This window comes from Myxococcus sp. XM-1-1-1 (assembly GCF_020037095.1).
Lineage (GTDB): Bacteria > Myxococcota > Myxococcia > Myxococcales > Myxococcaceae > Myxococcus > Myxococcus fulvus.
Map to the genome: position 1 here is coordinate 622,568 of NZ_JAIQDH010000002.1, position 21,582 is coordinate 644,149.

General features: G+C 71.5%; 23 protein-coding genes. 10 read left to right on the top strand and 13 right to left on the bottom strand.

Annotation, left to right across the window (positions count from 1 at the left end; translation table 11 throughout):
- Positions 1–44: 44 nt before the first annotated feature.
- The 3 genes from K8640_RS06575 to rsfS form a co-directional block, all read right to left on the bottom strand.
- Positions 45–1,196, bottom strand: a complete 1,152-nt coding sequence (locus K8640_RS06575; RefSeq protein ID WP_223746280.1) for an RNA ligase RtcB family protein — start codon at positions 1,194–1,196, stop codon at positions 45–47.
- 71 nt (positions 1,197–1,267) lie between these two features.
- Positions 1,268–1,732, bottom strand: coding sequence for a 23S rRNA (pseudouridine(1915)-N(3))-methyltransferase RlmH (locus K8640_RS06580; protein ID WP_255652755.1), 465 nt, complete (start codon positions 1,730–1,732; stop codon positions 1,268–1,270).
- Positions 1,729–2,301 (bottom strand): ribosome silencing factor, encoded by a 573-nt coding sequence (gene rsfS / locus K8640_RS06585; protein WP_223746282.1) that lies wholly within the window; start codon positions 2,299–2,301, stop codon positions 1,729–1,731. The genes K8640_RS06580 and rsfS overlap by 4 nt, the downstream gene beginning before the upstream one ends.
- 60 nt (positions 2,302–2,361) lie before the next feature.
- Between rsfS and K8640_RS06590 the strand changes: the two genes are divergently transcribed.
- Complete coding sequence (locus K8640_RS06590) at positions 2,362–2,676, top strand: tetratricopeptide repeat protein (RefSeq protein ID WP_223746283.1); 315 nt, start codon at positions 2,362–2,364, stop codon at positions 2,674–2,676.
- 3 nt (positions 2,677–2,679) lie between these two features.
- On the opposite strand, the gene K8640_RS06595 is transcribed toward K8640_RS06590, so the two are convergent.
- Entirely contained in the window at positions 2,680–3,744 is a 1,065-nt protein-coding gene (locus tag K8640_RS06595; RefSeq protein WP_223746284.1) for a hypothetical protein, read from the bottom strand.
- A gap of 99 nt (positions 3,745–3,843) precedes the next feature.
- Here K8640_RS06595 and K8640_RS06600 point away from each other — a divergent pair, with 99 nt between their 5' ends.
- Positions 3,844–4,383: a hypothetical protein gene (locus K8640_RS06600; RefSeq protein ID WP_223746285.1), complete on the top strand. Its 540-nt coding sequence runs from the start codon at positions 3,844–3,846 to the stop codon at positions 4,381–4,383.
- A 10-nt stretch (positions 4,384–4,393) separates the two neighbouring features.
- Here K8640_RS06600 and K8640_RS06605 read toward each other — a convergent pair whose 3' ends face one another.
- Together K8640_RS06605 and K8640_RS06610 are read right to left on the bottom strand one after the other, a co-directional pair.
- The gene (locus tag K8640_RS06605; RefSeq protein ID WP_223746286.1) at positions 4,394–5,461 is read right to left on the bottom strand and encodes a TetR family transcriptional regulator; all 1,068 of its coding nucleotides are present in this window, start codon (positions 5,459–5,461) and stop codon (positions 4,394–4,396) included.
- A 174-nt stretch (positions 5,462–5,635) separates the two neighbouring features.
- Positions 5,636–7,042 carry a sigma-54 dependent transcriptional regulator gene (locus tag K8640_RS06610; RefSeq protein WP_223746287.1) on the bottom strand — a complete coding sequence of 469 codons (1,407 nt, stop codon included), beginning with the start codon at positions 7,040–7,042 and terminating at the stop codon, positions 5,636–5,638.
- 160 nt (positions 7,043–7,202) lie between these two features.
- Here K8640_RS06610 and K8640_RS06615 point away from each other — a divergent pair, with 160 nt between their 5' ends.
- From K8640_RS06615 to K8640_RS06625, 3 genes are all read left to right on the top strand, one after another.
- A complete protein-coding gene (locus K8640_RS06615) occupies positions 7,203–7,778 on the top strand; it encodes an NUDIX hydrolase (protein WP_223746288.1) in 576 nt (191 codons plus the stop codon).
- A 225-nt stretch (positions 7,779–8,003) separates the two neighbouring features.
- On the top strand, positions 8,004–8,780 hold the full coding sequence (locus K8640_RS06620) for a TenA family transcriptional regulator (protein WP_223746289.1): 777 nt from the start codon (positions 8,004–8,006) through the stop codon (positions 8,778–8,780).
- Between the two features lie 230 nt (positions 8,781–9,010).
- Complete coding sequence (locus K8640_RS06625; RefSeq protein ID WP_223746290.1) at positions 9,011–10,801, top strand: methyl-accepting chemotaxis protein; 1,791 nt, start codon at positions 9,011–9,013, stop codon at positions 10,799–10,801.
- Here the strand turns inward: K8640_RS06625 and K8640_RS06630 are convergent.
- Together K8640_RS06630 and K8640_RS06635 are read right to left on the bottom strand one after the other, a co-directional pair.
- Complete coding sequence (locus tag K8640_RS06630) at positions 10,785–12,257, bottom strand: ATP-binding protein (protein WP_223746291.1); 1,473 nt, start codon at positions 12,255–12,257, stop codon at positions 10,785–10,787. The genes K8640_RS06625 and K8640_RS06630 overlap by 17 nt on opposite strands.
- 70 nt (positions 12,258–12,327) lie before the next feature.
- Complete coding sequence (locus K8640_RS06635; RefSeq protein WP_223746292.1) at positions 12,328–13,641, bottom strand: chitosanase; 1,314 nt, start codon at positions 13,639–13,641, stop codon at positions 12,328–12,330.
- Between the two features lie 176 nt (positions 13,642–13,817).
- On the opposite strand from K8640_RS06635, the gene K8640_RS06640 reads away from it, so the two are divergent.
- Positions 13,818–14,087 carry a GlsB/YeaQ/YmgE family stress response membrane protein gene (locus tag K8640_RS06640; RefSeq protein WP_046711358.1) on the top strand — a complete coding sequence of 90 codons (270 nt, stop codon included), beginning with the start codon at positions 13,818–13,820 and terminating at the stop codon, positions 14,085–14,087.
- A 10-nt stretch (positions 14,088–14,097) separates the two neighbouring features.
- Here K8640_RS06640 and K8640_RS06645 read toward each other — a convergent pair whose 3' ends face one another.
- Positions 14,098–14,733 (bottom strand): LysE family translocator, encoded by a 636-nt coding sequence (locus K8640_RS06645; protein WP_223746293.1) that lies wholly within the window; start codon positions 14,731–14,733, stop codon positions 14,098–14,100.
- A gap of 100 nt (positions 14,734–14,833) precedes the next feature.
- Between K8640_RS06645 and K8640_RS06650 the strand changes: the two genes are divergently transcribed.
- Positions 14,834–15,790, top strand: coding sequence for a YafY family protein (locus K8640_RS06650; protein WP_223746294.1), 957 nt, complete (start codon positions 14,834–14,836; stop codon positions 15,788–15,790).
- Here K8640_RS06650 and K8640_RS06655 read toward each other — a convergent pair.
- Both K8640_RS06655 and K8640_RS06660 read right to left on the bottom strand, forming a co-directional pair.
- Entirely contained in the window at positions 15,787–16,311 is a 525-nt protein-coding gene (locus K8640_RS06655; protein WP_248542229.1) for an ABATE domain-containing protein, read from the bottom strand. The two genes, K8640_RS06650 and K8640_RS06655, sit on opposite strands and share 4 nt — an antisense overlap.
- 310 nt (positions 16,312–16,621) lie before the next feature.
- Positions 16,622–17,296 (bottom strand): hemolysin III family protein, encoded by a 675-nt coding sequence (locus K8640_RS06660; protein ID WP_223746296.1) that lies wholly within the window; start codon positions 17,294–17,296, stop codon positions 16,622–16,624.
- Between the two features lie 433 nt (positions 17,297–17,729).
- Here K8640_RS06660 and K8640_RS06665 point away from each other — a divergent pair, with 433 nt between their 5' ends.
- Entirely contained in the window at positions 17,730–18,416 is a 687-nt protein-coding gene (locus K8640_RS06665; RefSeq protein WP_141328814.1) for an STAS domain-containing protein, read from the top strand.
- 34 nt (positions 18,417–18,450) lie between these two features.
- A complete protein-coding gene (locus K8640_RS06670; RefSeq protein ID WP_223746297.1) occupies positions 18,451–19,047 on the top strand; it encodes a hypothetical protein in 597 nt (198 codons plus the stop codon).
- 69 nt (positions 19,048–19,116) lie between these two features.
- Here K8640_RS06670 and K8640_RS06675 read toward each other — a convergent pair whose 3' ends face one another.
- Positions 19,117–19,524, bottom strand: coding sequence for a DoxX family protein (locus K8640_RS06675; RefSeq protein ID WP_141328818.1), 408 nt, complete (start codon positions 19,522–19,524; stop codon positions 19,117–19,119).
- 107 nt (positions 19,525–19,631) lie between these two features.
- Between K8640_RS06675 and K8640_RS06680 the strand changes: the two genes are divergently transcribed.
- Positions 19,632–20,057, top strand: coding sequence for a helix-turn-helix domain-containing protein (locus K8640_RS06680; protein ID WP_223746298.1), 426 nt, complete (start codon positions 19,632–19,634; stop codon positions 20,055–20,057).
- A gap of 6 nt (positions 20,058–20,063) precedes the next feature.
- Here K8640_RS06680 and radA read toward each other — a convergent pair whose 3' ends face one another.
- Positions 20,064–21,425 (bottom strand): DNA repair protein RadA, encoded by a 1,362-nt coding sequence (gene radA, locus K8640_RS06685; protein WP_223746299.1) that lies wholly within the window; start codon positions 21,423–21,425, stop codon positions 20,064–20,066.
- Positions 21,426–21,582 lie beyond the last annotated feature (157 nt).

Sequence of the window (21,582 nt, forward strand, 5' to 3'; positions counted from 1 at the left end):
AACGCGCTTCGACTCCAGGGCCGGCTTCTTCCCGCGGGCCCGCGCTACTCCTCGTGGGAGCGCGTCTTGTACGTCAGCACCGGCGCCAGCGTGGCCACCACCTTCACCAGCCCCGCCTCCACCAGGTCCGTCACCACCCGGTCGATGGCCTTGTACGCCTGCGGCGCCTCCTCGAAGAGCAGGTCCTTGTTCTCGCAGACGACGTGGCTCTTGAAGCTCGTCCGGGTGAGCGACTCCGCCGTGAAGCGCTCCTTGATGCGCTCCCGGGCCGCCGTGCGCGTCCACTTGCGCCCCGCGCCGTGCGCCAGGCTGTACGCGCTGCCCGTCCCATCCCCCACCGGCGCCACCAGATAGCTCAGCGCGCCACGACTGCCCGGAATCACCACGGGCCCCTCGTCCGCTGGCGCCGCGCCCTTGCGATGCAACCACCTCAGGGCCCCGTCCTCGCGTCGTGGGGTGACGCTGTTGTGGCAGACATCCAACACTCGCCGCGCCGGAGCGCCGATGCCATCCAGCACCCTGCGCGCCACCAGCGCCCGGTTGGCCCGGGCCCACGCCACCGCGTGGTCATGCCGCGTCAGGTACGCCCGCGCCTCGTCCGAGCCCGCCGTCAGCCCGCCCGCCGCGTGCCGGTCCACGTGGGCCCGCAGAATCGCCTCGCCCAGCCCCCGCGAGCCCGAGTGCACCAGCAGCAGCAACCGGTCCGCCTCCAGCCCCAGCTCGGCGAACGCCCGCGCGTCGTGCACCGCGTCCACCCGCTGCAGCTCCGCGAAGTGGTTGCCGCCGCCCACCGTGCCCAGCGCCCCCTCGAAGCCCGAGGGCCTCACCCCTTCCTCCGCCAGGAACCCCTCCACGTCACCGTTCCAGGGTCCCTCCACATCCAGCTTCGAGGCCCAGCGCTCGGCCTTCGACTTTCGCGCCAGCATCCCCACGTCCCACAACCCCATCCCACAGCCGATGTCGTTGCCCACCAGGTAGGGATAGAAGAGGCCCTCCGAGGTGAAGGCCGCGCCCACCGGCGCGCCCTTGCCCGGGTGCAGGTCCGGAAGTCCCACCGCGGCCTTCATGCCGGGCAGCCGCGCGACAGCCTCGAGTTGTCGCACCGCCTCACCCTCCACCCACGACTGGGGCGAGGCGATGACGCGCACGGTGGCGGCGGGGGAGGGAAGGGAGGTTTCGGTGCTGGCGGTGCTCATGGGGCCCGTTGACGCCTCCTGTCCGACGGCCCTGACGCCAGCGCGCAAGGGGGCCTGGGAGGCCCGCCTGCCTACTTGTGGTACGGCTCACCCTTGAGGATGGTGAACGCCCGGTACAGCTGCTCCACGAGCACCACGCGCGCAAGCCTGTGGGGCAGCGTCATCTTGGACAAGGACAGCGTCAGATGGGCCGCGGCCCGCACGCTCTCGTCCAGGCCCTCGTCGCCGCCGATGACGAAGAGCAGGTCCCTGGAGCCCGTCTGCGCCTTGCCCACGTAGCGGCCCAGCTCCACCGAGTCGATGAGCGAGCCGCGCTCGTCCAGCGCCACCAGCCAGTCCTGCGGCTTTCGCTTCGCGAGGATGGCCTGGGCCTCCGCGGCCTTGGCGTCGCCGGGCTTGAGCTTCTTGCCGCTCGCCTCGGCGAGCTCCACCAGCTCGAAGCGGGTGTAGTGCCCCAGCCTCCGGGCATACTCCTGGACCGCCGGCTCGAAGAGGCCCGAGCGGTCCTTGCCGATGGAGAGCAGGCGGACCTTCAGGACACCTTCTCCCGGGCGGCGTCCGCCCAGAGACCCTCGAGGTCGTAGTGCGCGCGCAGGTCCGCGAGGAACAGGTGCGCCACCACCTCGCCGTAGTCGAGCAGCACCCACTGGCCCGTGTCCACGCCCTCGGTGCCCAGCGCGCGCTCGGGCGCGTCACCCTGCTTGAGCTGCACCTGGACGTTCTCCGCCATGGCGCTCACCTGGCGGTCGCTCTCGCCGGAGGCGATGACGATGTAGTCCGCGTACGACGTCATGCCCCGGACATCCAGGATGACGACGTCCAGCGCCTTCTTGTCGATGAGCAGCTGCGCCATGCGGCGCGCCAGGGCCTGCGCCTGGGGGTTCTCCGCGGGGCCCGTCTTCTGCTGCGGGGCGGCTGGCAGCTTCGCCTTCTTCTTGGGCCGCAGCGGCGTCTTGCCCGTCGTCTTCTTGCGCGCCGGGGCCTTGGCCTTGGCGGGCGCCTTGCTCGCGGCGACCGTCCTGCCCGTCGCCGACTTCTTGCCGCGCGCCGGCGCCTTCTTGGCCGCGCTCTTCTTCTTGGGGGTCGTCTTCTTCTTCGTTGCCATGTGCGGCGCACCCTACCGCACCCTTGGCAACACGCCATGGGTCCTCTAAGGGTCCTGTCCATGAGCGACGCCCGGCTGGAACAGTTCAAGAAGATGGTGGCGGACTTCCCCGACTCCCCCATGAGCCACTTCTCCCTCGGCAAGCTGTACTTGGACCGCAAGCAGTACGCCGAGGCCGCCGCCGCCCTGGAGCAGGCGGTGCGGCTGGATGGGACCTACGCGGCCGCCATGGTCTCCCTGGGGGACGCGCTGTCGGGCGCCGGGCAGTCCGAGCGCGCCCGCGAGGTGCTCACCCGGGCGAAGGAGCACGCCCTGGCCCAGGGACACCCGGGGCTCGCCGAGGAGATCGACGAGCGCATCTGCGACCTGGGCTGAGCCTCAGTCGCGCCAGGTGACGCCCACGCCGAACACCTGGCGGGAGTAGCTCAAGTCGTTGCGCGGCAGCCGCGTGCTCCACAGGCCCCAGGACAGCTCCAGGTCCACGCGCTCCGAGACGGGGCGCGACAGCTTCAGGGACAGGGAGTTCTGCCCCTCGTCCTCCTCCACGAGAATGATTTCCGGCGACAGGTAGATGCCGTCCGGATAGCGCGTCACGCCCAGCGAGCCCTGCGCCAGCAGCGTCATCCGCCAGGGCAGCCGCACCCCGGCGTTCGCCGACACCCGGTGGCGCAGCACCGTCTCCCCGTAGCTGTTGGAGGAGACCTCCTGGTACGTGTAGCGCAGCCCCAGGGTCAGCGGCCCCCGGTAGTTGTAGCCGAAGCCCGCGGTGAGGGCGCCGTCCTCGCGCCGCCCCGGGGAGCTCTCCACGCCCGGACGCGGGCGCGCCAGCGGCCCGTAGCGGCGCGCGCCCCAGTCGCCGAAGACGGACAGGCTGTGGCGCCGGTCGAAGCGGTAGCGCCCCAGCACCCCCAGCTCCAGCCCGCCGAAGTTCGCCGTGGGGTCCGGCCGGTAGACGAACCTGCGCGCGCCCGCCCGCACCCGCAGCGCCAGCCGCACGTCCGGGGCGTACTCCGCGAAGGCGCTCGCGCCCAAATCCGAGTACGCGCGGGTGCCGCCCCGCCGGTCCTTCGCGTGCCCCTCCGCGCCCAGGCCGAACTCCGTGCCCAGCGCCAGCGAGGCCTCGAGCGCGCCGGCCTGGATGAGCGTGTCCTCGTCGGAGAAGCCCGCGTACTTGCGCGCCCCCAGCTCGTAGCGGCCGACGAGCTGCGTGCGCTCGAACGTCCCCTTCCCCTCGGCCGAACCCAGCACGCTCAGCGCCGGGTCCACTCCGGGCGAAGGCGTGCTGCCGTCGGTGAAGTCGCGCGGGGCGTTGGTGTCCGCCAGCAGCCGCAGGGTGCCCTTGAGCGCGCCCTCCCACTCGGCCGCGGACGCGGGGCGGGCGGTGGCGAGCACCAGGAACACCAGGAGGGTAGGGCGGACGCGGGACACGACGCGGGGCACCATACCCGGCCTCGTGCCTGCACGCCCCACTCGCGGGAGGACGGGCCCGGCCGGTTGGCTGGCGACGGTGACGACACGGCTCGCGCCCGGTACATTGCTGGAATGCGCCCTGCCTCACTTCTCGCCGCGGCGGTCGGCCTCGGGCTGGCCGCCTGCGCCCAGTCGACGTTCATCACCGAGGTGAGGGGCGAGACGACCGTGCCCGCGAGCCTGCCGGGCGGCAGCACCGAGCTCAACGCCTTCCCCCCCATCAGCAGCTTCGCGGGGATGGACTTCGACCAGAACCAGGACTTCAAGAACCAGGGGCTCTCCAAGAGCGAGGCCACCTCCGTCCACGTCGACTCGCTCTCGCTCCAGATTCTCAGCCCCAACGACGTGGACTTCACCTTCCTGGACAACGTGGAGTTCTTCGTCCGCGCCGGAGACCGTGAGTCGCGCATCGCGTGGAAGAACGACCTGTCCCGTGGCAGCCCGCGCGCGCCCAACCCCACGCTGCGGCTGGACCTGGCGGACGTGGAGCTGCAGCCCTTCGTCGCCGCGCCCACCATGAGCATCATCATCCGCGGCAAGGGCCGGACGCCCGAGCGCGAGGTGCGGCTGCGCGCGGTGGTGCGGCTGGAGGTCGAGTCCGGGCTGCTCTAGCCCGAGGGCCCTACTTCGTCAGCTCCTGCGCGCGGCGCTCCAGCGCGCCGGCCCGGCCATCCAGCTCCCCGGCCAGGGCCTCCAGGCGCCTGGCCTCGGCCTCCATCGCCGTGAGGTCCACCGGACCTCCGGCGGCCAGGTCCTGGGCGCGCACCCCGTCCACCAGGGGGCGGCGGTCCGTGGCGCGGACGGACATGGGCTCGGGGCGGCCCGTGGTGGGCGTCCCGGGGGTGTCCGGCATGGAGGGCTCCGGGGGCGCGCCCGTGCCCGGGTTGCCCGACATGGGCGGCGCGTCGCTGTCGCCGCTGGCCTCCTGGAACAGGCCACCGCCGCGGTCGCTGGGCTCCACCCGCAGGCTCCTGTCCGCGCTCATCCTGAGCCGCAGCCGCCGGTCCTGCTCGTCGAACATCGACTCCTCGCCCAGGAAGTCGCTCATCCGGCGGTCCAGGTCGCGCTCCTCGCGCGCCTCGGTGATTCGCGCGCGCATCAGCTTGAGCCGCTCGCGCACCTTGTCCTCGGCGTCGCGCAGGGTGTCCGCCTGCTCCAGCAGGTCCTCCGGGTCGTCGCCGCCCGTCGTCGTCCTGTCCAGCGTGGGGACCTTGGAGGCCGGCAGCGCCAGGCGCACCGAGTCGCGCTCGGTGCGCGTGGTGCGCATCACCTCCAGCAGCGTGGCTCGCTGGGCGCGGTCCACCGTCTTGTCCCAGGCCGTCATCAGCCGCCCGAGCTCCTCCGACAGCGCCTGGTGCAGCGCCACGTGCGCGCGCTCCGACTCGCCCTCGGCCGTGGACACCGCCTGCGCCAGCTGGGTGAGCGAGCCGCTCAGCTCCTGCGAGCGCCTCAGCGCCGTCTCCAGCTCCGTGCCCGTGGTCAGCCGCCCCTGGGCACGGGCCTTCAGCGCCTCGATGCGCTCGGCCACGCCCTGCAGCTCGTCGCGCAGCGTCTGCTGCTGGGTCCTCAGCGCCCGCGCTTCCGTCCTCGCCACCTGCGCCCGCGCGCGCGCCGCCTCCAGGCCGGACGCGGCCCAGGCGGGCACGCCCACCAGCAGGCACAACGCGAGGACGAGGGAGCGGGGGTTCATCAACACGCCCCCATGAGCAAGGCGGATGCCAGCCCCGTGGCGCCCCCGTGTCCCCGCCTCGCGCGAAAAGCGCTGGGATTCCAGGCGTCTGGGCGCGCCGGGTGGGACGGGGTGGGGAGGGGGGGCCGGTGGAAAGTCATGGGGCGTGGGCCTGGGGTCACGGATTTCCGAGGATCACCCCTCCTCGGGCGCGGTGCCCTTGGGGAGGAAGCCATACTTCTCCAGCTTGTAGTACAGCGCCGACGTCTTGATGCCCAGCAGGCGGGCGGTCTCCGTCTTCACTCCGCCGGCCTTCTCGTAGGCGCGAGCGATGAGCTGCCGCTCCAGGTCCTCCAGGATGTCCGGCAGGGGCCTGTCGCCGTGCGGCACCGGCAGCCCCGCGTCCATGCGCGGCGTGCCGCCGGTGAGGTGGCCGGGCAGGTCCTGGGCGGTGAGCACCTCCCCTTCCGCGAAGACGAGCGCCTGCTCCACCACGTTCTCCAGCTCGCGCACGTTGCCGGGCCACGCGTGGCGGGCCAGGGCGCGCAGGGCGCCCTCGTCCAGCCCCGTCACCCGGCGGTTGACGCGCACCGCGTGCTTGGCGACGAAGTGGCGCGCCAGCGCGGCGATGTCCTCTGGGCGCTCGCGCAAAGGCGGCAGCACCAGCGGGACGATGTGCAGCCGGTAGTACAGGTCCTCGCGGAAGCGGCCCGCCTTCACCTCGGCCTGCAAATCCCGGTGCGTGGCGCTCACCACGCGCACGTCCACCTTGAGCGTCTCCTCGCCGCCCACGCGCTGGATCTCCTTCTCCTGGAGCACGCGCAACAGCTTGGTCTGCACCGCGTGGGGAATCTCCCCGATTTCGTCGAGGAAGAGGGTGCCGCCGTCGGCCAGCTCGAAGCGGCCCAGCTTGCGCTTCACCGCGCCGGTGAAGGCGCCGCGCTCGTGGCCGAACAGCTCGCTCTCCAGCAGCGTCTCCGCCAGCGCCGCGCAGTGCACCACGACGAAGGGCCCGTCCTTGCGCGGGGACTGCTGGTGCAGCATGCGCGCGATGAGCTCCTTGCCGGTGCCGCTCTCGCCGCGAACGAGCACCGTGGCGTCGCTCATCGCCGCCTTGCGCGCCTGGGAGAGCAGCTTCTGCATGGGCTCGCTGTCGCCCACCAGGCTGCCGTGCGTCAGGGCCGCGTCCGCGTCGTGCGCGGCGGTGCGCCCCTCCAGCTTCTCCACGCGCCGGCGGGTGCTCGCCAGCTCCAGCCCCTTGTCCACCTTGGCGCGCAGCACGTCGGGCGTGAAGGGCTTGGTGATGAAGTCGTAGGCGCCCTCCTGCATGGCCCGCACGGCCGTCTCAATCGTGCCGAAGGCCGTCACCACCATGACGACGGCGGAGGGGTCCAGCGCCTTGAGGGCCTGGGTGACGGCGATGCCGTCCATGCCGTCCATCTTCAAATCCGTGACGACCAGGTCGAACGGGGCCTTGCGCCAGGCGGCCAGCCCGTCCGCGCCGCCGCGCACCGCGGACACGGCGTGCCCGGAGCGCGTGAGCGTGACGGTCATCCCCTCGCGGAGGGTGTCGTGGTCGTCGATGACGAGAATGCGCGCCATGCAGGTGCTTGCCCTCAGGTCCTCATGCCAGCGGGGCCGGCCGCCCCGGGTGCGTCCGCATGAGAACACACCCGGCCAGAACCCTACACCGCCCCGGGCGGGCCGGCCGCTTCCAGAAGGCGCTGGCGTGTGAGGGCCCGCCGGGGATACGTGGTCGCGCATGGAATCCCAGAACGCCCACGCCCTGCGGGAGCTCCTGGCGCGCCACGTCCCCGGGGACGACAAGGAGCGCCAGGACCTGGAGCGGATGCGCCACCACGCGGCCACGCTCGCCTCGCCCTTCTCCCGCGCGCAGGCCACGGCGCACTTCACCGGCAGCGCGGTGGTGGTGGACCCCCGGGGCGAGCGCGTGGTGATGGTGCTGCACGGCAAGCTCCACCGGTGGCTGCAGCCGGGCGGACACGCGGACCCGGCGGACGGCGGCGACATGGAGGCCACCGCCCTGCGCGAGGCGCGCGAGGAGACCGGCTGCCGCGTGGTGCTCCACCCCACCGCGCCCCGCCCGCTGGACGTGGACGTCCACACCATCCCCGCGCGCCGCGACGAGCCCGAGCACCAGCACCTGGACGTGCGCTACCTCGTCGTGGCCGAGGACCCGGAGTCGCTCGCGCACGACCCCCACGAGTCCTCCGGCGCGCAGTGGCTCACCTGGGACGAGGCGCTCGCCCGCGCGGACGAGGCGCCGCTCCAGCGCATGCTGGAGAAGGCGCGCCGCCAGGTGGCCCGCACCCCGTGACGGCGGGCGCGAGTCGGCGTCGGTCGGAGAGACAGGCCCGCTGTGGGGCGCGTGACGCCTCCAGGTGCCCCCGGCTGAAATCTGAAACAAGGCGGTGAGAAAAGCGTCGGGCGACGACAGTCGCGTGGCCTCGTGGAGGTGCTGTCACCACTATGGGGCCGCCCTGGCGGGTGAGGGGGGCCATGTCGGTCTGGAACCCGCCGGGTGCAGGAGCCTCGTGCCGCCATGTCGTCTTCCGAGCAGGAAGTGCGCAGCCTCACGTCTCGTGTGCCAGTGCGCCGCTATGGGCCTCCGCCGCTGAACCCGTCGGCGCATCCCCGCTGGCTCGAGTCCATGCTGGATGCGACCCGCCGGGACTGGGACGCGGCGTGCTGGCCTCCGCTGTTCCGCGCCACCGCCGAGGGCCGGCGCCCGCCGCTGGTGTACTGGCGCCGCGTGCTGTCGCAGTTCTTCCTCATCGTCGAGTCCTTCCCCAAGTACATGGCCCTGTCGCTGGCCAAGACGACGTACGGCCGCTCCGAGGGGGACGCGAGCATCCGCCGCTGGCTCCTGCAGAACCTGGCCGTGGAGGCGCGCCACGCGGAGTGGTTCATCGACTGGGTGCGCGCGCTCGGCCTGGAGCCGGAGGCGCTCTTCCAGGTGCGGCCGCTGCCGGAGCTCCAGGCGCTGCACGCGCACCTGCGAGACACCTGTGCCCGGGGCACGCTGGCGGAGGGCATCGCCGCGTCCAACTGGGCCATCGAGGGCATCACCGGCGTGTGGACGCGCGACGTGGTGGAGCCCTTCCGCGCCTATGCCGCGGACGGCGCGCGCATCGACGCCAGCGCGATGATGTGGCTCAAGGCGCACGCTCGCTATGACGACCTGCACCCGGTGGAGGCGCTCGAAATCCTCAAGCTCTGCACGGACCCCACCGGGGACGAGCCTGCCCGGGTGCTCGACGCCACGCGCAAGTCCCTGCGCCTGTATACCTCCGCCATCCGCGCCTGCTGTGTGGATTGAGGCTGAAATCGCCGCGTCTGTCTTCTTGCTCAACCTTTCCGGGGGAGGTTGATTTCCAGATTGTGTATGCCTTTCGACGAGCGCCCGGCTGACGGGAGTGCAATGTCTGGAACCGGGCGTGCGCCGCTCGCTTTCGTCTCGACGACGTGCGGAGAATGGGGTCGTCCGCCATCCCTCCATTCCTGGACTCACCGCGTCCCCTGGCCGGAGGCGCGGGAAGGCAATCCCGCATGAGCATCGAAGATTCGTTGATTCGCGAGTATCGCTGGCGCGCGCTCAGGGTGTTCATGTCCTGGGTGGTCCCCGCGGCGCCCATCGCGGCGTACCTCAACGGCATGTCCATGGGCGTCGCCGGGTGGGAGGGCGTGAGGGCGGTGGCGTGGGTGCTGCCGCCCATCCTGGTGGGCCTGGGGATGCTCTACCCCGCGCTGCTGATGCGGTGGATGGTGGGCAACGCGCTGCGCTCGCGCGCGGGCGACAAGCCGGGTGAGCGACTGGAGCGCATCCTGCGGCTGCCGTGGCGCGTGGCGGTGGGGACGTCGTGGGTGGGGTGGACGCTGGGGGGCTTCTGGTTCAGCCTCCACGTGTGCCTGACGTGGCACAAGGATTTGTCGCAGGTGGTGCTGGGGACCATCATCGGCGTGTGCTGTGGCGTGCTGCTGGGCTTTCCCATCAGCGTCTCGCTGGAGCGGATGTTGTTGCCGCTGGCGCTGGAGGAGCAGCGCAAGCACGCGACGGTGGCGCTGGCGGGCGGCGGCTTCTCGTGGCCCCGGCAGGCGTGGTTCCTGCCCTTCACCTTCGGCGGCTCCATCATCTCCGCGCTGGTGCTCAGCGGCTGCGTGGTGGTGGTGAAGCTGGAGGCCATCCGGGACACGCTGGCGCTGGAGCTGGAGTCCGAGGGCGCGCGCCGCTCGGCGCGGATGCTGATGGAGCTGGGCGGGGTGCTGGCGGGGGAGCTGACGTTCAGCCTGGCGTGGGTGGGCGGGCTCCTGCTGCTGCCGGGCATCACCATGTGGATGCTGGCGCGCAGGCAGGCGCGGGCGGCGGACGCGGTGGGGCAGGCGATTGAATCCGTGGCGGCGGGGCGCGTGGTGGCGCCCGCGTGGGTGTCCACGGACGAGATGGGGGACCTGGCCGAAGGCATGAACGCGGTGCTGGCGCGGCTGCGTCAGCTTCCCCTGACGCTGCAGGCCTCGGCGGCGCGGCTGGGGGAGGCGGGCGGGCACCTGCGCGCGGCGAACGACGCGCAGCAGCAGAGCCTGTCGAAGCAGTCGGCGGCGCTGCACCAGGCGCAGGTGACGTCGGAGGAGATACGGCGCACCTCGAGCATGGCGGCGGACCGGGCGGAGGCGGTGCTGCAGGTGGCCCGGCGCGCGGAGGCGCTGGGGCTGCAGGGCGAGGCGGCGGTGGAGAAGAGCGTGGCGGGGCTGGCGGACATCCGCGGCGCGGTGGACGGCATCCAGCAGCGGCTGGACAAGCTGGCCCGGAGCGCCTCGCTGATTGGCGACATCACGGAGACGGTGAAGGACCTGGCCGCCCAGTCGCACCTGCTCGCGGTGAACGCGGCCATCGAGGCGGCGCGCTCGGGGGAGCAGGGCAAGGGCTTCGCGGTGGTGGCCCGCGAGGTGCGGGCGCTGGCGGACCAGTCGCTGCAGTCCACGCGGCGCATCCGCGACGTGCTCCAGGACGTCAGCGTGGGCATCCAGGACGCGGCCCGCATGGGCGAGCAGGGCGTGCGCACCATCGGCACGGGGCTGGACCAGATGCGGGCGTCGGGCGACTCGCTGCGGGCCTTGTCGCTGATGTCGCAGGAGAACTCGGCCGCGGCCCGGCAGATTGCCGCCGCCGTGACGCAGCAGAACGCGGGCATCTCGCAGATCTCCATCGCCGTCTCGGACCTGTCGCAAATCATGGACGAGACGATGAAGCGCCTGGAGTCCACGCAGGAGGCCACGAGCACGCTCGCGCAGGTGTCCGGCGAGGTGGGGCAGATGGCGCGTCAGTTCAACGAGGCGGGCTGACGGCGCCCAACGGCAGCGTCAGGGTGAAGGTGGTGTCGCCCGGCGTGGACGTCAGGTGCAGCTCGCCCCCGTGGGCGCGGGCAATCTTGCGCGCCAGGGGCAGGCCCAGGCCGGTGCCCTTCTCCCGGGTGGTGAAGAAGGGCTCGAAGATGCGCTCCTTCTGGAGGTCGGGCACGCCCGCGCCGGCGTCGTGGACCTGGATGGCGTAGCGCCCGTCGCGCACGGCGCCGTGGATGCGCACGTGGCCTCCGGACGGCGAGGCCTGCACGGCGTTCTTCACCAGGTTCAAGAGGGCGGCGGTGAGCAGGCTGCCGTCGGCCTCCAGCAGGGCGGGAGAGGCGTCCACGTCCAGGACCACGTTCCGGGACTGGGCCTCCGCGGAGGACAGCTCGCTGACGATGGACAGGAGCGCGGGGGCCTCCACGGGCGCGCGGGCCAGGGGCTGCTCGCGGGCGAAGGCGAGGAAGTCCTCGACGATGCGCTGCAGGAAGGCCACCTCGCGTTCGATGCGCTCGACGTGCGCGCGGGCGTCCTCGTGGGCGCCGGCGCGGAGGTCCTCCTGGAGCAGGCCGGAGAACAGGGCGATGCCGCCCAGGGGGTTTCGCACCTCGTGGGCGACGCCCGCGAGCATCATCTTGAGCTGTCTGTCCCGGCCCTCCAGCGCGCCGCGCATCTCCTCCAGCTCGCGCGCGAGCACGCCGATTTCGCGCGTGGGCTCGGGCGGCACGGGCGTGGTGAGGTCGCCCCGGCCGATGCGCAGGGCGGAGTCCATCAGCCGGCGCAGGGGGCGCGCGAGGCCCCGCGCGGTGAGCAGCGCGACGACGGCGAGCGCGGCCAGGGCGAGCGCGCCCATGATGGCGAAGGTGCGCGACAGCCGCTGCAGGGGGCCGAAGAAGGCCGCGCTGCCCTCCACGCCCACCGCGCCCACCACCTGGCCCGCCAGGGTGATGGGGGCATAGCCCGTCTTGTACAGGCGTCCGTCGGAACCGGTGAAGAGCACCTGGCTCGCGGCGTGCTGGCCGGCGAAGACGCGCGCCAGCTCCAGCCTGTCGCGCGCGAGCTCCGGCACCTCCGCGCCCACGGGCAGGCCGCCGCCCACGTCCGCGCGCACACGTCCCTGGACGTCGACGGCGAAGACGCGGCGCACGTTGCTGGCCTCGCGCACGCCCTCGAGCAGGCGCACCACGTTGCGCCAGGTGCGGGTGCCGCCCACGTCGTCGCCGGGTTCGATGGTGAGCATGCGCTCGCCGTTGAGCTGGCTGGCGGTGGCGGCGGCGATGTTGGAGAGGCTGGTGCCCAGCTCCTCCTCGAGGATGGCGCGCGCCAGCTGGTACACCGCCGTGCCCGTCACCGCGAGGATGAGCAGGGTGGGGACGAGGAACGCCGCCAGCAGCCGCGTCGACAACAGGTGCGGGACGTCCCGCCAGCGGAAGGTGTCTCGGCGCTCCGGGCTCATGCGTGGGCCGGACTCTACTCCTTCGGCCCACGCACGAGGGACTGACGCTCCCCGGGCGCTCACCCACCCCTCACTGACACGAGAACGTGTACGAGCCGGGGGTGCTCCAGGTGCCGTCCGCGTTGATGTTGCGCACGGTGTAGCCGCTGAACGGATAGGGCGAGTTCCAGCAGTCGCTGGCGCGCACGTCGTTGCGCACGGCGGCGGACAAATCCCAGTTGCCCCGGCGGCGCAGCTTCTCGTACGCGGCCACGCGGTCGATGGCCTGCAGCCACGTGGCGTCCGCCGCCAGCACGTCGCGGCGCTTCTCCAGGAAGCGCTGCAGCCACGACGACTCCGTGATTCCGTTGTAGCCCACCGCCGGCGCCACCTGGGCCGTGTTGCCCAGCGCGTTGTTCGCCGCGCGCACCAGGCTCTTCACCCCCGACTCGCCGTGGTTGATGTACGCGTCATACAGCGCCATCTTCGACAGCGCGCTCGTGGCGCCCCACTTGTTCGCCTCCGCCATGGCCGGCGTGTAATAGAACTGGTCGCTGACCTGGTCCTGGCACGCCTTGAAGTCCGCGCGCGTGGTGGTGTTGTTGTAGCTGGCGGCCCAGTCCGCCCGCCAGTTGCCGATGACATCCAGCTCCGACGTGGATGGCTGCGATTGCCCCGTGGACAGGAAGCGGTTGTTGATGGTCGTCAGCCCCGGCATGTACTTGGCCATCACGTTGCCATTGGCCGCGCTGCGCCGCGCGTTGTAGCACTGGATGACCTGGATGGCGTCGCCCGTGCCCGTGCAGAACCCCGCGCGCCCGCTGGTGTAGCCGCGCCCGTCCTGGATGTTCTCCGAATACGCATACGCGAGCACCGGCGTGTCGTTCTCCCAGATGCTCGTGAGCCCCTCCGACACCTTCTTCTGGTTCTCCGTCAGCCCACCTCCCGGGGGAGGCGGCGTGCTCCCGCAGCTCGGGTCGCTGATGACGATGTTGCTCGCCGTCCACGACGTGTTCGAGTTCGTCGAGTAGTAGAACGTGTAGGACGCGTTCACCCCCACCGTCAGCCCCGAGGTGCGCGAGTACGTGCACGTGCTCCCGCTCTGCGTGTGCGTCCAGCCCGGCTCGTCGTGGTCGCACGTCACGCCGCTGGGAACCCCGAACGCAATCGTCGGGCTCGTCATCGCCGCCGCGCCCGTGTTCTTGAAGACGATGGTGCCCCACCAGTCCGCGCCCACGTACGTGTTCGTCGTAATCACATACGCGCAGGCCGCGAGCCCCTGCTCCCCACGGGCCTCCTCCACCGGCCCACCTCCCACCTCCGCCCCACCACACCCCACCAGGGCCCCCGCCCACAGCAGGGCTCCGCACTTCATCCACAGTGAATCATTCCGATGACGACCCATGGGCGCTCTCCTTTGCGCGGTGTCTTTCTTCAGCTACCTCCGAAAGAACGGAAAGTCAGTCAAAACCAGCTCGACGCCCGCTTGCCTGCCCTGCGAACGGCCCGGCCTCCGTTCGAACGCGAACCGGCGTGCTTAGGTTTGCGCCAGACACATCAGTGCGACCCGAGGAGGAAGAGATGTCTTTGGAAACGATTCTAGTGTGGGCGGTCATCGGCCTCATCGCCGGGTGGTTGGCGTCGGCCGTGGTCGGCGGGGGCTACGGGCTCATCGGCGACATCGTCGTGGGTGTGGTGGGAGCGTTCCTGGGCGGCTTCATCTTCCGTGCACTGGGAGCGGGCACGCCCTTCGGCGGCCTGGCCGGGACCATCTTCGTGGCCTTCATCGGAGCGGTGGTGCTGCTGCTCATCCTGAGAGCCATCCACTCGACACGCGTCCGACGCACATGAGTGGGCGGCTTCAGGTGCCGCGCCAGCCCTCGAGGGCGGTGACGACGGCGGCGAGCACCATGAGGCCTCCCACGGCCTGAGCCACGCGCGCGCTGGCGGAGGGACGTGACTCCAGCCAGCCGCGCGCGCGGTCCGCGACCAGGGTGATGGCGCCGTACACCGCGCCCTGGGTCAGCGCGATGATGGCCCCCAGGACCAGGGCCTGCAGCCACAGCGGCCCATACTCCTTCCGCAGGAACTGGGGGAAGACGGCGAGCATGAAGACGTAGGCCTTCGGGTTGAGCAGGTTGGTGAGCGCTCCCCGGCGGAACGTGGCCAGGGCGGAGCGCTGGCCGGCCTGCGAGGACGGGGAGAAGGTGGACGGGCTTCGCACCAGCGCCACCCCCATCCACGCCACGTAGAGCGCCCCCACCCAGAGCAGCACGTTGAACGCGGCGGGCATCACCGCGAGCAGCACCGCCACCCCCGTCGCCCCCACCGCCACGTGACACACGCCGCCGCAGATGATGCCGCCCACCGCGGCCAGCCCCGAGCGGCGTCCTCCCACCAGGGAGCTGGCCAGGACGAAGGCCATGTCCAGCCCGGGGAGGATGACGATTCCGGACACGAGCACGAAGAACAGCCAGAGGTGGGACGTCTGCGTCATGGGGGTGCCCTCCAGGGGAGCGGGGAGGGCGGCACCGTACGGAGCATGTAGGGCGGAATCGGCCCTGATTCGAGCGCCCCTGGCGTTAGGTTCCCGACCTATGTCCCGGCCCACCACGCGCGTGCTCACCGTGCTCGAGTTGCTGCAGACCCATGGGCGGATGAGCGGCTCGGAGCTGGCGCGGCGGCTGGAGGTGGACCGGCGCACCGTGCGCCGCTACATCCTGAAGTTGGAGGAGCTGGGCATCCCCATCACCGCCGAGCGCGGCAGGGACGGCGCCTACATGCTGGTGGCGGGCTTCAAGCTGCCGCCGATGATGTTCACCGAGGACGAGGTGCTGGCGCTGTCGGTGGGGCTGCTCGCCTCGCGCGGGCTGGGCCTGGCGGAGGCGGCCCCCGCGGTGGAGAGCGCCCAGGCGAAGCTGGAGCGGGTGATGCCCGCGACGCTGAAGCGGCGCGTGCGCTCCGTGGACGAGTCGGTGACGCTCGACATCTCCCGCGCCCGCGAGATGGCGGACAACACCGCGCTCGTCGCCCTGAGCTCCGCGGCCCAGCTGCGCAAGCGCGTGCGCCTGGGCTACCGAGGCGCGCGCGAGGAGGACACCGAGCGCGACTTCGACCCGTATGGCCTCGTCTGGCGCGGCGGGCGCTGGTACGCGGTGGGCGTCTGCCACCTGCGCGAGGATCTACGCACCTTCCGGTTGGACCGGGTGCGCGCGGTGCTCCCGCTCGACGTCCACTTCACGCGGCCGGACGGCTTCGACGCGCTGGCGCACGTGGAGGCTGCGGTGGCGTCGCTGCCGCGCGCGTTCGCCGTGGAGGTGCTGCTCGACACGGACCTGGCCCGGGCGCGCCAGCACCTGTTCGCCACGCTGGGCGTGCTGGAGGTGGTGCCCGGCGGCGTGCGGCTGTCGGGGCAGACGGATGACCTGGACTGGTTCGCGCGGGAGCTGTCGCGGCTGCCCTTCGCGTTCCACATCCAGCGCCCCGACGGGCTGCGCGCCGCGCTGGAGGCCCGCGCCCAAAAGCTGCTGGCCCTGGCGCGCGGGGGTGGCTAGCGGGCCTCCTGCCGCTGCCGACGCCGGAACTCGGCCACCTTGGCCTTGTTGCCGCAGCCGGACATGGAGCACCAGCGCCGCAAGCCCGAGCGCGAGGTGTCCACGAAGAGCAGGCCACAGTCGCGCTGCTCACACGTGCGCACGCGCTCCGCCAGCTCGCCGCCGAGCAGCTCCGCGCCGTCGCGCGCCACCGTCACCAACAGCCCCCGGATGTCCGCGCCCGCCCAGAACAGCCCGCGAGGCCCCAGCTGGGGCGCGGGCGGCGGCTCCGCGGCCCAGCGGTTGAGGATGGAGCGGTCCCTCGCGGAGAAGTTCTCCCCGCGCGCGCGGGCCAGGGCCAGCCGGTGGAGCGCCTCGCGCAGCTCGCGCGCCTGGGCCAGCTCCTCCGCCGTGGGCTCCTGCACCTGCGCCGCCAGTCCCGCGGCGATGAGCCACCGGCCCAGGTCCTTCGGCGTCTGGAGCAGCTCCTGGGGCGTGTCCTTCAGCCGCCCCGCCAGCGTCGCCGGCAGGTCCAGCGACACGCGCCCCGCCCGGAACGCGAAGCCGTCCCTTCGCTCTCCCTTGGAAATCGGCGGGGAGGGGGGAGCAGCGCGTTGCCTGGCGACCATGGAGAGACCTCGAGGAGGGGGGAACCGCAATGGCAAACTACCTGGAATGCGCGCCAACGCACGCGTGAAGTTGGTAACCCTTCCATGGGGTTTCATTCCGACGCATGCGTGGGTTTCACCCCGTGTCTGGCTTCGGAGCCAGGCGCGCGCGGGTCACTAGAGGAGATGCGCGAGGGCGCATGCACGCATCGTCCTGGTGCGGGCGCGCGCCGTCACCCCGTCGTCACCGGCTCCAGAGGAAGTCGACGAGCACGAGGTAGTGCGTGGAGGCGGCGGCGATGACCATGAGGTGGAAGACCTCGTGGTAGCCGAAGACGGCGGGGCTGGGGTCCGGCCACCGGCGCGCGTAGACGACGGCGCCCACCGCGTAGAGCAGCCCGCCCAGCACGAGCCAGGTCGCGCGCGTCGTCCCCACCACCGAGGGCAGCCGCAGCATCACCGGGGCGGAGAGCGCGCCCAGGATGACGTAGAGCACCGAGCGCACGCCCCGCGTGCCGGAGATGCCGAAGAGCGACAGCCCCGCGCCCGTGAGCGCGCAGCCCCACATCACCCAGAGCAGGTGCCGCGTCCACGCGTCGGGTGCGTCCAGCGTGGCCAGCGGCGTGAAGGTCCCGGCGATGAGCAGGTAGATGGCGGCGTGGTCCATCCGCCGCAGGCGCTGGTACGCGGCCGGGCCCCAGGTGGGCACGTGGTAGGTGGCGCTGGTCCCGAACATCAGCACCAGCGACAGGCCGAAGACGCAGTCGGCGAAGTGCTGCAGGCCCTTGGCCGGCGCGAGCGCGAGCGCGATGAAGCCGCCCAACGCCGCGAGGAACGCGAGCGCGTGCGACACGCCTCGCAGCCGGGGCTTCACCTCCGCGACCACGGCGCGGAGCTCGGGAGGGACGATGGACGCCATGCCCCCTGTCCTAGTCACGCCCGGTCACCGGCGCGTCAGCGCCCCGGACATCCCGTCCACCCGTGGACGGCGGTCCCGCCCCGAGCGTCGACTGCTCCGCACTCGAAGGGCCCCGCGACGTCCAGGAGCCCACGCCGTGTCCATGGCTCCGACGCGAAGCGTTGCCCGTGCGCGCGGGCGGTCCGCGAGCGCTCGCCCGTCCGTCTGGGTTTGGGCCTTTGATTTGAGAGGAATTGGCCACGCCCCGCCGGGCTGACAGCGCTTCCCAGGGAGTCTGTTCTCTCTCTGGAGAGGCGGGCTTTTCAATGTTTCATCCGGGTCGATGTCCACCCATTTGAAGCATTGAGAGGTTTTGGGCATACCCTGATGTGTCGAATCCGTTTCGGGCCGTCCAACGCCAACTCCCTCGTCCACGGCCCGGGCCTCATCGCCCATGAATCAGTCGCAACCGCAGGTCATCGAAATCAACCTCGAGCGTCTCGAGCGCATCCGGGACGTGCTGGCGATGATTTCGCTCGGGGAGTTCAACCCGGACGAGCATCTCATCGCGGTGGAGAACCATGACGTGTTCTCCTCGTTCGAGGACACCATCAACCTCTTCGCCCGCCAGCTCCACGCGTCCGTGCAGGAGAGCGAGCAGTCGATGCTCAAGCTCGACGCGGCCCGGCGCGAGCTGGAGGAGAAGCTCTCCACCATCGAGAAGCAGCGGCTGGCCATCCGCGACTTGTCCACGCCCATCATCGAGCTGTGGGAGGACGTGCTCACGCTGCCCATCGTCGGGGTGGTGGACACGCAGCGCTCGCTGGAGATGACCGAGCGGCTCCTGCACCGCATCTCCCAGGGCAAGGCCCGCTGCGCCATCATCGACATCACGGGCGTGGAGGTGGTGGACACCTCCACCGCGAACCACTTCGTGAAGATGGTGAACGCCGCCCGCCTGCTCGGCACCTACTGCGTGGTGACGGGCATCAGCCCGGTCATCGCCCAGACGCTCACGCAGATTGGCGTCGACCTGCGGGACGTGAAGACGCTCGGCAGCCTGCGTGACGGGCTGAAGGAGTGCTTCCTGTACCTGCGCAACCACACCGCCCACCGCGCCCTCGACGCGGGCGGCCGGTAGCCCTCCGAACCCTCTTTCCGGAACCCAGACTCACATGTCCCAAGTCACCCACGAGCCCGGCATCACCGTCACGGGCGCGAGCGTGGCCTCCATCGTGGAGGCCATCCAGTCGTTCACCGTCCTCGTCAACGCCCTGCTGGACGTGATGAAGGTCCCCGCGCGCGGGGCGGGCGCCGAGCGCGCCATCGACGTGACGGCCTGGTACCCGCTGGAGGACTACCTCCAGGCGTACCGGAAGATCGACTCCCTGCTGGGCGGGCGCGGCCTGGAGAAGGTCGGCTCGATGATTCCCAAGAACGCCGTGTTCCCCTCGGACATCACCGACATCCACAAGGGGCTCGCCTCCATCGACATCGCCTTCCACATGAACCACCGGAAGAACGGCCGGTCCATGTTCAATCCCCTCACGGGGGAGATGGCGGACGGCATCGGTCACTACTCTTACAGCGCCGTGCCCGGGAAGAACGAGGGCCACGTGGTGTGTGGCAATCCCTATCCGTGCCGGTTCGACCAGGGCCTCATCAAGGGCATGGCCCAGCGCTTCATGCCCCACGCCGTCGTCACGCATGACCCGGACCAGGGCTGCCGTCAGAAGGGCGGCGCCTCCTGCACCTTCATCGTGACCTGGTAGCGGAAGGACACCTCCGCCGCGCCCCCGTCGGGAACGAGGGCGCGGCGGCTTGCAGGCAGGAGGTGGTTCCTAGTTCGGGCCGCGCAGGGGCAACAGCGCCCGCACGCGCGCATCCCTGAGGAACAGGCCGCCCCAGGCGATGACGCCCAGCAGCACGGGGATGAGGAACGAGTCCCCCTGCCGCACGTGCGTCACCGTGGCGCCGCCCAGGTAGCCCGTGACGAGGATGGCCCCCAGCACCGCCGTGCGCGGCACCGCGTAGAGCAGCGCCGAGAGCAGCTCCGCGATGCCGATGGGCACGAGCACCGACGCCGGGAAGCCCGACTTGGCGAAGCCCTCCACCACCTCCGGGGGCTGCCGCAGCTTCATGGACGCGCTGGCGACCAGCGCCAGCACGACGAGGCCGGAGAAGACCCGGCCCGTCCAGAGGGCCCAGGGTTTGGAGGCGGGGACGGCGGTGGTGGCGGCGGTCGTCATGGGGGGACGGCTCCTGATGGGAGTGGGTTCCGAAAGGTTCGTCGGTTACAACCCGTAACCGGCGCTCGTGTAACGGGGGCCCGTTTCGTCCGCAAGAAGGCACATCCATGTCACCACCTCCCGCCAAGCGTCCCCGCTCGAAGAATCCCCATGGCGCCACCGAGTCCTGTCTGGCCGTGCGCGACGTCCTCACGCGCGTGGGCGACAAGTGGAGCGTGCTCGTCGTGGGCAGCCTGGGAGACGGGCCGCTGCGCTTCAGTGACTTGAAGCGCGGCATCGAGGGCATCTCCCAGCGCATGCTGACGCTCACCCTCAGGGGGCTGGAGCGGGACGGGCTGGTGACGCGCACCCAGTACCCCACGGTGCCGCCCCGCGTGGAGTACGCGCTCACGCCCCTGGGGCACACGCTCTTGGACCCCGTCCAGGAGCTGGCGAAGTGGGCGCTGCAGAGCCGGGCCGCCATCCAGACGGCCCGGGGCCGCTACGACAAGAAGCCCAAGCCGCCTCCTCCGACGGGGCCCACGCGGAGGTAGGGCCCGTCAGTCGAACATGGCCCGGAGCGCGTCGCCCAGGGTCTCCACGCCCACCACGCGCAGCTTCGTGGCCTCCATGCGCCGGGCGCTGCCCGCGGGCATCACCACCCGCTTGAAGCCCATCTTCGCCGCCTCGATGAGCCGGGGTTCCACCTGGCCCACCGCGCGCACCTCACCCGCCAGGCCCACCTCGCCCAGCACCAGCGTGTGCGGGTCCAGCGGCCGGTTCTGCAGGCTGCTCACCAGCGCCGCGCAGACAGCCAGGTCGCACGCGGGCTCGTTGAGCTGCATGCCGCCCGCGACGTTGACGAACAAGTCACACCCGACGAGGGGAATCTCCTCCTTCTTCTCCAGCACGGCGGCGAGCAGGGCCACGCGGTTGCTGTCCACGCCGATGGCGGTGCGCCGCGCGGTGCCGTAGCCGGTGGGGGCCACCAAGGCCTGCACCTCCACCAGGAGGGGGCGGGTGCCGTTGAGCGTGCTGGTGACGACGCTGCCGGACTTGCCCGCGGGGCGCTCCGACAGGAAGAGGGCGGACGGGTCCGAGACCTCCACCAAGCCCGCGCCCTTCATCTCGAAGACGCCAATCTCGTTGGTGGAGCCGAAGCGGTTCTTGTGCGCGCGCAGGATTCGGAACGGGTGGCCGCGCTCGCCCTCGAAGTAGAGCACGGTGTCCACCATGTGCTCGAGCACGCGGGGGCCCGCGATGGAGCCCTCCTTCGTCACGTGGCCCACGATGAAGGTGGGCACCCCCGTGCGCTTGGCGTAGGCCATCAGCCGCCCGGCCACCTCGCGCACCTGGGTGATGCTGCCCGGCGCGTTGCCCAACTCCGGCAGGTACATGGTCTGGATGGAGTCCACCACCAGCGCGCGCGGCTGGAGCGATTCGGCGGCGGCCAGCACCCGCTCCGCGTCCGTCTCCGCGAACAGGTGGATGGAGTCGCCCTCCACGCGCAGCCGCTCGGCGCGCATCTTCGTCTGGCGCAGGCTCTCCTCGCCGGAGACGTAGAGCACCGCGCCCTGGCGCGCGAGCCGGTCCAGGGCCGCGAGCAGCAGCGTGGACTTGCCGATGCCCGGGTCGCCGCCCAACAGGACGACGGAGCCCGCCACCACGCCGCCGCCCAGCACCCGGTCGAACTCGGCGATGCCGGTGCGCTGGCGCACCTCCGCGTCCCCGCTGACGTCCTTGAGCAGCATGGGCTTCGCCGCGCCGCCCGAGGCGCCCCAGGCCGGGCGTTTCTCGTCCTGCTTCGCCCCGGCTTCCTCCAGGAGCGAGCTCCATGCGCCACAGTCCGGGCACTTCCCCAGCCACTTCGCCGTCTGGTACCCGCACGCCTGGCAGGTGTAGTGCGTCTTCGCCTTCGCCATGGGTCGGGTGTGTATCGCACTACCCTGACGTCGCCACGGGCGGACGAGCAGGCACGTCTGGAGAGCAGGCAGGCTTGGTGTCAAGACCCATGCCGTCGAGTTGTACGTTGGGGAGGGGCGACCCAGCTTCATTCCCACGGGCGGCGCGATGGGCGCT

Coding starts and splice junctions, on each gene's coding strand:
- K8640_RS06575 (WP_223746280.1), bottom strand. CDS start 1,196: ATGAGCACCGCCAGCACCGAAACCTCCCTTCCCTCCCCCGCCGCCACC.
- rsfS (WP_223746282.1), bottom strand. CDS start 2,301: ATGGCAACGAAGAAGAAGACGACCCCCAAGAAGAAGAGCGCGGCCAAG.
- K8640_RS06590 (WP_223746283.1), top strand. CDS start 2,362: ATGAGCGACGCCCGGCTGGAACAGTTCAAGAAGATGGTGGCGGACTTC.
- K8640_RS06595 (WP_223746284.1), bottom strand. CDS start 3,744: ATGGTGCCCCGCGTCGTGTCCCGCGTCCGCCCTACCCTCCTGGTGTTC.
- K8640_RS06600 (WP_223746285.1), top strand. CDS start 3,844: ATGCGCCCTGCCTCACTTCTCGCCGCGGCGGTCGGCCTCGGGCTGGCC.
- K8640_RS06605 (WP_223746286.1), bottom strand. CDS start 5,461: ATGAACCCCCGCTCCCTCGTCCTCGCGTTGTGCCTGCTGGTGGGCGTG.
- K8640_RS06610 (WP_223746287.1), bottom strand. CDS start 7,042: ATGGCGCGCATTCTCGTCATCGACGACCACGACACCCTCCGCGAGGGG.
- K8640_RS06615 (WP_223746288.1), top strand. CDS start 7,203: ATGGAATCCCAGAACGCCCACGCCCTGCGGGAGCTCCTGGCGCGCCAC.
- K8640_RS06620 (WP_223746289.1), top strand. CDS start 8,004: ATGTCGTCTTCCGAGCAGGAAGTGCGCAGCCTCACGTCTCGTGTGCCA.
- K8640_RS06625 (WP_223746290.1), top strand. CDS start 9,011: ATGAGCATCGAAGATTCGTTGATTCGCGAGTATCGCTGGCGCGCGCTC.
- K8640_RS06630 (WP_223746291.1), bottom strand. CDS start 12,257: ATGAGCCCGGAGCGCCGAGACACCTTCCGCTGGCGGGACGTCCCGCAC.
- K8640_RS06635 (WP_223746292.1), bottom strand. CDS start 13,641: ATGGGTCGTCATCGGAATGATTCACTGTGGATGAAGTGCGGAGCCCTG.
- K8640_RS06640 (WP_046711358.1), top strand. CDS start 13,818: ATGTCTTTGGAAACGATTCTAGTGTGGGCGGTCATCGGCCTCATCGCC.
- K8640_RS06645 (WP_223746293.1), bottom strand. CDS start 14,733: ATGACGCAGACGTCCCACCTCTGGCTGTTCTTCGTGCTCGTGTCCGGA.
- K8640_RS06650 (WP_223746294.1), top strand. CDS start 14,834: ATGTCCCGGCCCACCACGCGCGTGCTCACCGTGCTCGAGTTGCTGCAG.
- K8640_RS06660 (WP_223746296.1), bottom strand. CDS start 17,296: ATGGCGTCCATCGTCCCTCCCGAGCTCCGCGCCGTGGTCGCGGAGGTG.
- K8640_RS06665 (WP_141328814.1), top strand. CDS start 17,730: ATGAATCAGTCGCAACCGCAGGTCATCGAAATCAACCTCGAGCGTCTC.
- K8640_RS06670 (WP_223746297.1), top strand. CDS start 18,451: ATGTCCCAAGTCACCCACGAGCCCGGCATCACCGTCACGGGCGCGAGC.
- K8640_RS06675 (WP_141328818.1), bottom strand. CDS start 19,524: ATGACGACCGCCGCCACCACCGCCGTCCCCGCCTCCAAACCCTGGGCC.
- K8640_RS06680 (WP_223746298.1), top strand. CDS start 19,632: ATGTCACCACCTCCCGCCAAGCGTCCCCGCTCGAAGAATCCCCATGGC.
- radA (WP_223746299.1), bottom strand. CDS start 21,425: ATGGCGAAGGCGAAGACGCACTACACCTGCCAGGCGTGCGGGTACCAG.